This is a genomic window from Acinetobacter sp. ANC 4654, from assembly GCF_002135425.1.
Taxonomy (GTDB): domain Bacteria; phylum Pseudomonadota; class Gammaproteobacteria; order Pseudomonadales; family Moraxellaceae; genus Acinetobacter; species Acinetobacter kyonggiensis.
Genome location: NZ_NEGL01000004.1, coordinates 219,112 through 229,298 on the forward strand (window position 1 = coordinate 219,112; position 10,187 = coordinate 229,298).

Annotated in this window: 8 protein-coding genes and 1 pseudogene; 4 read left to right on the forward strand and 5 right to left on the reverse strand. The window is 38.8% G+C overall.

Annotated elements, in window-relative coordinates:
* The first annotated feature begins 36 nt into the window (after positions 1-36).
* The 4 genes from ileS (at position 37) to B9T24_RS08665 (ending at position 4,573) form a co-directional block, all read left to right on the forward strand.
* The gene (gene ileS, locus B9T24_RS08650; protein WP_086165398.1) at positions 37-2,883 is read left to right on the forward strand and encodes an isoleucine--tRNA ligase; all 2,847 of its coding nucleotides are present in this window, start codon (positions 37-39) and stop codon (positions 2,881-2,883) included.
* A complete protein-coding gene (gene lspA / locus B9T24_RS08655; protein ID WP_004650871.1) occupies positions 2,876-3,418 on the forward strand; it encodes a signal peptidase II in 543 nt (180 codons plus the stop codon). Before ileS ends, lspA begins: the two co-directional genes overlap by 8 nt.
* The gene (locus B9T24_RS08660; protein ID WP_086165399.1) at positions 3,411-3,893 is read left to right on the forward strand and encodes an FKBP-type peptidyl-prolyl cis-trans isomerase; all 483 of its coding nucleotides are present in this window, start codon (positions 3,411-3,413) and stop codon (positions 3,891-3,893) included. The genes lspA and B9T24_RS08660 overlap by 8 nt, the downstream gene beginning before the upstream one ends.
* A 137-nt stretch (positions 3,894-4,030) precedes the next feature.
* Positions 4,031-4,573 carry an NADPH-dependent FMN reductase gene (locus tag B9T24_RS08665; protein WP_086165400.1) on the forward strand — a complete coding sequence of 181 codons (543 nt, stop codon included), beginning with the start codon at positions 4,031-4,033 and terminating at the stop codon, positions 4,571-4,573.
* Between the two features lie 287 nt (positions 4,574-4,860).
* Here the strand turns inward: B9T24_RS08665 and B9T24_RS17125 are convergent, their stop codons facing one another.
* From B9T24_RS17125 to B9T24_RS08690, 5 genes and pseudogenes are all read right to left on the reverse strand, one after another.
* Complete coding sequence (locus tag B9T24_RS17125) at positions 4,861-5,058, reverse strand: tautomerase family protein (RefSeq protein WP_228145699.1); 198 nt, start codon at positions 5,056-5,058, stop codon at positions 4,861-4,863.
* A 120-nt stretch (positions 5,059-5,178) separates the two neighbouring features.
* Positions 5,179-6,360: a PQQ-dependent sugar dehydrogenase gene (locus B9T24_RS08675; RefSeq protein ID WP_086165401.1), complete on the reverse strand. Its 1,182-nt coding sequence runs from the start codon at positions 6,358-6,360 to the stop codon at positions 5,179-5,181.
* Between the two features lie 366 nt (positions 6,361-6,726).
* Positions 6,727-7,038, reverse strand: a complete 312-nt coding sequence (locus tag B9T24_RS08680) for an ankyrin repeat domain-containing protein (RefSeq protein ID WP_086165402.1) — start codon at positions 7,036-7,038, stop codon at positions 6,727-6,729.
* Positions 7,039-7,075: 37 nt separating this feature from the next.
* Positions 7,076-7,912 carry a hypothetical protein gene (locus B9T24_RS08685; protein WP_228145700.1) on the reverse strand — a complete coding sequence of 279 codons (837 nt, stop codon included), beginning with the start codon at positions 7,910-7,912 and terminating at the stop codon, positions 7,076-7,078.
* 210 nt (positions 7,913-8,122) lie between these two features.
* Positions 8,123-9,469, reverse strand: a pseudogene (locus B9T24_RS08690) (MFS transporter).
* Between the last annotated feature and the right edge of the window lie 718 nt (positions 9,470-10,187).

Consider the following 10,187-nt stretch of genomic DNA (forward strand, 5'->3'; position numbering starts at 1 on the left):
TCAGCCTAAGCCTGATTAAATTGGAAGACAACTTGCATGAGCGATAAGCAAACTCCTGAAAATGCAGTGGATTATAAAGCCACGCTAAACCTCCCAGGTACTGAATTTGCAATGAAAGCAAATCTCGCAGTACGTGAAGCAAAATGGTTAGAAGAGTGGTATGCCGACAACATTTATCAGCAGATTCGTGCATCGCGTATTGGCAAGAAAAAATATGTGCTTCATGACGGCCCTCCATACGCAAATGGTCAAATTCACCTCGGTCATGCGGTGAATAAAGTCCTCAAAGACATCATCATCAAAAGCCGTATTATGGATGGTTTTGATGCACCCTATGTTCCGGGTTGGGACTGTCACGGTTTACCCATTGAACTGAAAGTCGAAGAAAAAGTCGGTAAAGTCGGCGTAAAAGTGGATGCGTCTACTTTCCGTAAGGCTTGCCGTGAATATGCTTACACCCAAGTCGAATTACAGAAAAAAGACTTTGTGCGTATGGGTGTATTCGGTGATTGGGACAATCCTTACTTAACCATGAACTTCAAACAAGAAGCCAACATTGTGCGTTCATTGGGCGAAATTCAAAAACAAGGACATATTCAACCGGGTCTGAAACCCGTCAACTGGTGTTTGGATTGTGGCTCTGCACTGGCAGAAGCGGAAGTTGAATACGAAGATAAAAGATCAGATGCGATTGACGTCGGTTTTACCGTTGTTGATTTAGCCGATTTATCTGCACGTTTGGGTATCACTGTTGCAGATTCAACGGACATTGTGATCTGGACAACAACGCCTTGGACCATTCCAGCCAACCAAGCGGTTGCCCTGCATGCAGATATTGAATACCAATTGGTGACAGCACGCGGGACAGAAAAAGCTGCACAAAACTTTATTTTGGCGAAAGATTTAGTTGAATCTGCCACTGAACGCTATGGCTTTACTACCGTTGAAGTACTTGCAGACTTTACGGGTAGCACACTTGAAAACCTCCAATTACAACATCCATTAATTTCTGAGCGCCAAGTGCCGGTGATTTTGGGTGAACATGTCATTGCTACAAGTGGTACAGGTGCGGTACATACTGCTCCCGGCCATGGTGTGGACGATTATAAAGTTGGCTTATTGTATAACTTAAAAGTGGATAATCCAGTCGGTGGTAACGGGGTATATTTACCCACTGCACCCATTTTTGCAGGCGAACACATCTATAAAGCCAATCCACAGATTATTGCGGCACTCAGTGAAGCTGGAAAACTTTGGGCACATGTGGCGATTAAACACAGCTACCCACATTGCTGGCGTCACAAAACACCAATTATCTTCCGTGCAACCCCACAGTGGTTTATCAGCATGGACGATCAAGGCTTACGTCAAGATGCGCTCAATGCGATTGAAAATGACATCAGCTTTGTCCCAGATTGGGGTAAAAACCGCATTCAATCCATGATTGAAGGTCGTCCAGACTGGTGTATCTCGCGTCAACGGACTTGGGGTGTGCCCATTCCATTCTTCGTGCATAAAGATACCAACGAGCTACACCCTCGTACGCCTGAACTGATTGAAGAAGTGGCTAAACTGATTGAGCAAGAAGGCATTGACGGTTGGTATAACCGTGAAGCCAAAGATTTTATTGGTGCAGATGCGCAGCACTACAATGCGGTGCGTGACACCTTAGATGTCTGGTTCGATTCAGGTACAACGCATTTTGCCGTACTTCGTGAACGTGAAGACTTAACCGACCCTGCTGATTTGTATCTAGAGGGTTCAGACCAACACCGTGGTTGGTTCCAATCATCGTTATTGACTTCGATTGCCATCAACAAACGTGCGCCATATAAAGGTCTATTGACCCATGGTTTCGTGGTCGATGAAAAAGGTCGTAAGATGTCTAAGTCACTGGGTAATATCATTGCCCCTCAAGACATCATTAAAGATATGGGTGCTGATGGTTTACGTTTCTGGATTGCATCTGCCGACTACCGTTATGAAATGACCGCAGGTAAAGAAATTTTTAGCCGTGCATCAGATGGTTATCGTCGTATTCGTAATACGCTTCGTTTCTTATTGGCGAACTTAAATGGTTTCACCCCTGCGACAGATGCCTTGCCTGTAGACCAGTTGATCGCATTGGATCAATATATTTTACAACGTGCTGCGGATGTACAGAAAACTATTCAGCAAGCCTATGAAGATATGAATTTTCATATCGTCACCAATGCTTTGACTAATTTCTGTATTAATGACTTGGGCGGTTTCTACCTCGACATTATTAAAGATCGTCAGTACACCACCAAAGCTGATTCTCAAGCACGTCATTCTGCACAAACAGCGTTGTATCATTTGGTACAAGCCTTTGTCCGTTGGATGGCACCCATCTTGACCTTTACTGCACAAGAAGCTTGGCCGTTAATTCCAGGTCAGACCGAGAAATATGTATTTACCACAGAATGGTATGACATTCCTGTTGCTTCAACTGCGAACCTAATTTCAGAAGCCGATTGGCAAACCATGATTGCAGTTAAATCGGCAGTGAACAAGCAAATTGAAGCGGCACGTAATGCCAAATTGATTGGTTCAAACCTGTCTGCCAAAGTTGAACTTTGGGCCAATGCTGAACTCAAAACGGTACTGGATCAGTTAAATGATGAACTCCGTTTCGTCCTAATTACCTCAACTGTGATTGTGAATGCATTTGATGAGACCCAAGGTGAAGCGACTGATCTTGAAGGCTTACGCGTCAAGGTATCGGCTGCGGAAGGTGAAAAATGTGCGCGTTGCTGGCATGTCCTTCCAGATGTAAATACACATCACGAACATCCAGGTCTGTGTTCTCGTTGTATTATCAACCTTCCTACAGGTCAAGGCGAAGAGAGAAAATATGCCTAATCCACAACCGAAAAAGGGCTTATTCCAATTCTACCTACACAATTTAGTGTGGGTGGGCTTATCCATTGTGGCGATTATTCTCGACCAATGGACCAAATGGATTGCAACGACACATCTGAATTATGCAGATCCTGTGCCGGTACTGCCCTTTTTAAATTGGACATTGCTACATAACTATGGCGCAGCTTTTAGTTTCTTGTCCGATGCAGGTGGATGGCAACGTTATTTCTTTACTTCACTCGCAGGTTTAGTGTCTGTCATTTTTGTATTTTGGCTGATGCGTATGCCAAAAAAAATCGTGATTTTACCGCTGGCGATTGCCCTCATTTTGGGTGGCGCTATCGGTAATTTAATTGACCGTGTCTCTTTAGGTTATGTGGTCGATTTTATTCATGTCTACTACAACAACAGCCATTTCCCTGCTTTTAATATTGCAGATAGTGCCATTACCTTAGGCACAATTCTGCTGCTTATCGATACGTTTTTCCTCGAAAAACAACGCATTCAACGTGCTGAAGTACAACAACATGACTGAAATGATTAATCCCAATGAAGAAACCCGTATTGCTGAAGGCTCAAAAGTAGAGCTTCACTTTTCTGTTGCTATTGAAAATGGCGTAGAAATTGACAATACCCGTAGCCGTGAAGAACCTGTCAGCCTTGTCATGGGCGATGGTAGCTTACTGCCGGGCTTTGAAAAAGCACTGTTTGGTTTACGTGCTGGTGACCGTCGTACCGTCAGCCTTCCACCCGAAGATGCTTTTGGTCCGTGGAATCCTGAAAATATTCAAACTTTTGACACGGTGAAATTCGAACAAACGCCAATTGTCGGTCATATGATTGAATTTGAAGATAAAGCCAAACAAAGCTTATTTGGTGTAGTGAAATCAGTCGGTGAAGATATTACTGAAATTGATTTCAATCACCCACTGGCTGGCAAAGATATTACTTTTGAAGTGGAAATCTTTAAAGTCACGCCTGCAGGTCAGCAAGGTATTAAAATTATGTAATTCAGCATTCGCTGAGACCTCATAAAAAAGCTCCTTCGGGAGCTTTTTTAACTTGGGTAAAATACAAAACCCTCATATTCAGCCCTTCATATTCATATTAATTTAGAGCGCAACGACATAAAAAAAACAGGTTCAACATGAAAATTCAAATTATTGTTGGTAGTGTGCGTGAAGGGCGTATTGCCATTAAAGTCGCACGTTGGGTACAACGCAGTATCGAAAAAGCAAATTTTAGTACTGTTCAGACTGAATTAGTCGATTTAAAACAATGGGATCTGCCTATTTTTGCAGGATCACATCCTCCAATTACGGGGATTTATGATCAACCCAAACAACAAGAATGGGCAGACAAAATTTCCCAAGCCGATGCTATTATTTTTATCAGTCCTGAATACAATCATGGCTACAGTCCAGCCTTAAAAAATGCTTTAGATTACTTAGGCAAAGAATGGCAAGGTAAACCCGCTGCCTATATTGGCTACGGTGCAACCAATGGATCACGTTCGATTGATCAAATTCGTCAAGTCGGCACACAATTGGGCTTAGTCGACAGTAATGCAGTGATTGAAATTCGTGACATTTTCTCACGCAATAAAACGGAAGAATTTGAGCCCAATGAATTTGATGAAAAAAGGCTGACTTCCATTTTGGATAAATTGATCCAATATGTCAGTGCCTGATATTTTTTAGCCTGTTGTCGGTTTTGGCTTACAACAGTTGCAGAAAATCAGCGCTTTTCACACATCATTTATAACGCTATATTAAAGTCATACAGAGACAGGACGTCTCTAATGCATAAAACAATAACAATAAAGCATAAACAGCAGGAAGCTGATCGGTACGACAGGCGTTATACCTTTAAATGAATATGAAAAAGCCTCGACAGGATGTCGGGGCTTTTTTTATTTCATGCTTGGGACACTCAGAATTTACCAATTAAAGATTTACTTAAAAGCCTAAATCAACATCACACGTCGCTTACCCACCCCGTCTCCCCATTTTCTAAAGTACTTCCTGTTAAAATAATTTTGATATGATCTGACGGAATTGAGAAATCATGTAATTTTTCCACAATCAAGCGATATAAATCACGCTTAGTCGCTAAAGATCGCCCTGTAAAACAATCAATACGAATGAGCATAAACAGTTCGAGTGTAATAAGCATAGTGGAACAGAAAATCGATGTGATGCACCACTAAATGAACATCACGATCTATTTTAGGAAGTTAAAAGGCTTCTTTTAAAGCGTTATCTACAGCATCTATTATCCCTGATTAAAGGCAGATTATTGTGCGGTTAATTGCAGTAATCTGGCATTTTTCCCATCTTCAAGCACCCAAATTGAACCATCCTCAACTTCGAGTAAACCACGTATCCGTTGCTGCATCTTTAAACGCTGTACTTCAATCACAGGCTTCATTTCAGTATCCACCATCACTATCACTTTAGAAGATAAGCCACCAATCAGCGCTTTATTTTTCCACGCAGGAAATTGATTTCCTGTATAAAAAATTAAACTAGATGGCGAGATAACAGGTGTCCAACTGATTTCCGGTGCTTTAAATTCTGCATGAGTATTATGATCCGGTATGTCTGTACCATCGTAATGATCGCCATTTGAAACTACGGGATAACCATAATTTTCACCTTTAATAATAATATTGAGTTCATCGCCACCTTTAGGACCCATTTCAACACTCCAAAGCTGACCTTTATCATCAAATGCTAAACCTAATGGATTGCGATGTCCCAATGACCAGACTTGTTTGGCAATTTCACCTCTATCTATAAAGGGATTACCCGACGCAGCTGTACCATCATCATTTAAACGTAAAATCTTGCCTAAATTGGAGTTCATATCCTGTGCTGAATCAAATTTCTGCCTTTCACCTGAACTAATCCATAGCTTTCCATCTGCACCAAATAAAATACGATGCGAATAATGTCCTTGTCCCTGTACTTTAGGCACTTGTGTCCAAATGGTCTTTAAACGTTTTATCTGTGGATTTTGGGCATCTGACAAGTCTAACTCACCGCGTGCGACCACAGCACCATAACCACCCTGTCCCGCTTCAACATAGCTGATATAAAGCCAATGGTTACGCTGAAACTGAGGATGCAATGCAATATCCCCCAAACCACCTTGTCCGCCATAGGCCACTTTAGGTAATCCTTTAATTTCAACCTGTTGTTTTGTTTTTGGATTAAATAATTTTAACTTTCCTTTGCGCTCAGTCACCAGTACACGACCATCTTTTAAAGCTGCCATTGCCCAAGGCTCATTAAACTGTGCAATCGTTTTAACTTGATAAGTTTGGTTGATCCGACTTACAGATTTTGTTTTGGCTGTTTCAGCCGCTGCTTTTTGCTCAAATTTAGAGGAATTTGTTTGTGCATTACATGCCATTAAAATCAAAGAACTTGTTAACGTCACAGCAGTAAGCATACTCAGTCGTAATATTTTCATTATGATTTCCACTTTTATGCAAATTGCTATCATTGTCATTCTAAGTAATTTATTCAAAATCACTATTTTTTATTGTTAATTGCTACAGCCTCTTGATCCTAAAAAAAATAATGGACACAAATTATGTTGTAGGAAATAACGTACACAGGCTGCTGCTTTTTGCGTATATACCAACGAATGAAGTTTTATTATGCTCAATTCATTAGGAAGCAGGATGTTTCCCAAATGAAAACAATAACAATAAGTTTGAACATCAGGATGTGAGGTATGGCAGAAGTTATACCTAGCGAACCAATACAAAGAAAACCCCTATCATTATGATAAGGGTTTTCTTTTATATCTTAATTTAATCATTTTATTTAAAGTTTATAAACTCTTTAAATATGCAATAACGTCTGTATTTTCAGCCATTTCTGCAAGTTCTAAAGCGCTATATTCACTTTTATAATGAATATTTGCACCTTTACTCACCAACAACTTAACCACCGCTAAATTGTCATTTTCAGCCGCTGCTTGCAGAGCGCTATAGCCCTCTTCATCCATTTGATTTGGATCGATACCAGCCACTAATAATTGTTCCACTTGTTCAACATCACCTAAAGATGACCAGTAAACAAGTTCAGGAAGATGGAGTTCTTCGTCATCTTCAGGGATTGGGGAGAATGAGTTGAGTTTCATAAAACTAACACCTAAAGACTTTAAATTATTTATAGAGTTATAAAGCCTTTCCTGTAAATGCAATAGACTCTAACGTATTTAAGCTTAACTCACATTTAAAACTTTTTATTAAATATTTTTCAAAGAGAATACATAAATCATAAAACTGTTGAGTTTTATAATAATCATCTATATGGGCATAAGATAATAAAAACATGGCAAATATCCTATGATGAATATCTGCAAGATAATCTTGGGTTGTTGCTGAAATTGAAGCAACTATTTGTTCAAATACCAAATAAATGTAATACATCAAATATGGCAACCTACTATACATAAAATCATATAAAGTTTTTTTTGATTCCTTATCAGCAAATATAAAATTTATATTGAGGTTTTCTGTTTTTATCATTTGATGCTCCGTAAATAGGTGCATAGCTTGATTACAAACACCATCAAAACTATCTTCTGACTTTTTATCATATCTTAATGTTGCAAGGTATGATGAGTCTAGAATTGAGTCTAGCTTCAAAGTTTCTAAAATTATCTTCATCCTATTTTTATGACCTTCAATATCACCAGCATTTTTTGGTCTTAATGATAATGGATTTTCTTCAAAAATTTTTATAAAACTATCTTCACGTAAAATCATTTCCTCAAAAAGGTATAAGTTCTCTTGTATCGGCTTTCTTAACAACATATAAGCAATAGTAACTTTACCCAACTCCATTGCTTTCAATGTTTCATAAATACAATGCAACATATCTGATAACAAAGCAGGTATTACTCTTTTCTTAATTGTTATTTCATATTCTTTAGTTTTATTATTGCTTTTTAACCAATCTAAAATATGTCCTTCAAAATTATTTAAGCTTTCCTTTTCTTGTTCACTCAACTTAAATTCAGAAATAAAAATTTTATTCCCCCCCCCCACCCTTACCATAACATCATGAATAAAAAAACATAACTAATTTAAATTTAAATACCTATCTTCTAACATTATATTTACTCCATTATATAGATTATTAAAAATACATATTCCTATAGTTTACTTTATGAAAAAATCCCCCCCAATCATTGGAGGCTTTTTTATTACTTTAAATTTTTAAGCTTTCGCTGCCGCTGTCGAACTTGCCCCAATTTTTTCAGGCTCATCATCATGCATAATTAAAGCAACCGCAATTGCCGTAATTAATACAGGTAAACCCACTGCCATAAAGTTAATGTAAGCAGGTAAATTCATGCCTAACAAACCACCAATTAAAATTGGCTCTACAATCGCGCCCATACGGCCAATTGCAGACGACCAGCCAATGCCCGTTGAATGTATCGCTAATCGGTGAAATTGTGCAACATAGCTATACAACAGCATTTGTAAACCAATTAAAGCTGCACCCGCCAAGAACACCAAAATATAAAGTGGGAACTGGTTCGACTGGAAGCCCATTAAGCTCATTACAACTGCGCCCATCATACCAAGGTACATCAACACCGGCTTTAAATGGAAACGATCCGCTAAAATACCGCCACCAACAATACCAACTACCGCCCCTACATTCATAACCATCATGAACATTAAGCTGTTATCCATTGAGTAGCCCGCAGCCATCATCAGCTTCAGTAACCAGCTGCTCAATGCATACATCGTCAGTAAGCATGTAAAAAATACTAACCTGAACAGGAGCGTATTGGGTGAACGGCCACGATGGAATAAACTCACGACATTTGCAGACTCAGGTTGATCAACCTTCGGCAAGGTAAATGTTGTGTTCTGATTGACCATTAGATTCGGTGCCAAACAGCGAAATATGCTGCGGCCCTTTTCCTATTTATTTTCTTTTACAATAAATGCTAAAGATTCAGGTAAAAACTTCCAAACTAAAGGTAATAAAAAAGAGGAATACCGGCGATAAAGAACATCACCTGCCAGCCAAATGTTGGGGTAAACCATGAACCCAATAATGCAGCCATAACACCACCTACCGCATAACCACTGAACATTGTGGTTACCAGCGTACTGCGCATCTTTTAGGGTGCATATTCAGAAGTTAAGGAACAAGGTTCGGCATTACACCGCCAATGCCTAAACCGGCTAAAAGCGTAAAATACCGAATTCAGTCGGGTTAGATGCAAAACCACCAGCAAAGGTCAAACCGCTGAATAGCACAATACAAATCATGATGACCTTTTTACGGCCAATCTTGTCTGCTAAAGAGCCAAAGAACATTGCACCAAACATCATGCCAGCCAATGCCGTACTCGCAAGCATTCCAGCTTGTACAGCGCTTAAGCCCCAATCTTGCATTAAAAGCGGCAACACCACACCATTAATCGCTAAATCATAGCCATTAAATAAAATAATCAATAAGCACCAAGCCACGACATTGAAGTGAAACGGGGTAAATTTTGCTTTATCGACTACAGAATTAATATCTAAGTTTTCTGTTGTCATCGTTCTCATCCCCCATGAGTACTTGTTAAAAATTTCACATGAATTTTTAAGTAAAATTCAATTTTTGCGCAATATACGCAAGTCAAATTTTATGAACAATTAGACCTAGGGATAAAACAGCAACGCGATATTAAAAAATCTGTAAATATATGATTTTTATGCTGTAGCTATATTTATTTCATACATATTTTTAGACAGTAATCTTTTTACTTTTATCCACTTCTGCTAAATAGGCAGCAATTTATTCTAATTTTTTTATACATGCACTTTCACATCACCAAGAAACCTATATTCTTTTTTAAGAATCTTTCTCTCTAATTTTATGCTTACCCTTAAAAATAAAGGTAGCAGATTGAAATGATTTATCTCTATTTTCAAATTATTGGTTTGATCTAAATCAACTGCTTTAGTGCAAGGAATTGAGTCAATATTTTCATTTAGAAGCAGATACTAACTATACATCACCTCTGTTCCTTCTGCGACTCATCCGATGATTATTATTGCTTTAGCAGAGAAAGATATTCTTTTAGGGCAATTATTATACATGCTAAAAAATAGCAGTAATTTAATACAGCAAGAAGCTTCATAATAAAGGTGCTGGAGTTCTTGAGTATTTTTACTCCCCCCTAATATTTGATTTATCAACTTCCGCGCATAAAAAAACACCCCAACTCGTTTGAGTTGGGGTGTTTTCAGGAATAATGAGCTGGCGATGACT

Coding starts and splice junctions, on each gene's coding strand:
- ileS (WP_086165398.1), top strand. CDS start 37: ATGAGCGATAAGCAAACTCCTGAAAATGCAGTGGATTATAAAGCCACG.
- lspA (WP_004650871.1), top strand. CDS start 2,876: ATGCCTAATCCACAACCGAAAAAGGGCTTATTCCAATTCTACCTACAC.
- B9T24_RS08660 (WP_086165399.1), top strand. CDS start 3,411: ATGACTGAAATGATTAATCCCAATGAAGAAACCCGTATTGCTGAAGGC.
- B9T24_RS08665 (WP_086165400.1), top strand. CDS start 4,031: ATGAAAATTCAAATTATTGTTGGTAGTGTGCGTGAAGGGCGTATTGCC.
- B9T24_RS17125 (WP_228145699.1), bottom strand. CDS start 5,058: ATGCTTATTACACTCGAACTGTTTATGCTCATTCGTATTGATTGTTTT.
- B9T24_RS08675 (WP_086165401.1), bottom strand. CDS start 6,360: ATGAAAATATTACGACTGAGTATGCTTACTGCTGTGACGTTAACAAGT.
- B9T24_RS08680 (WP_086165402.1), bottom strand. CDS start 7,038: ATGAAACTCAACTCATTCTCCCCAATCCCTGAAGATGACGAAGAACTC.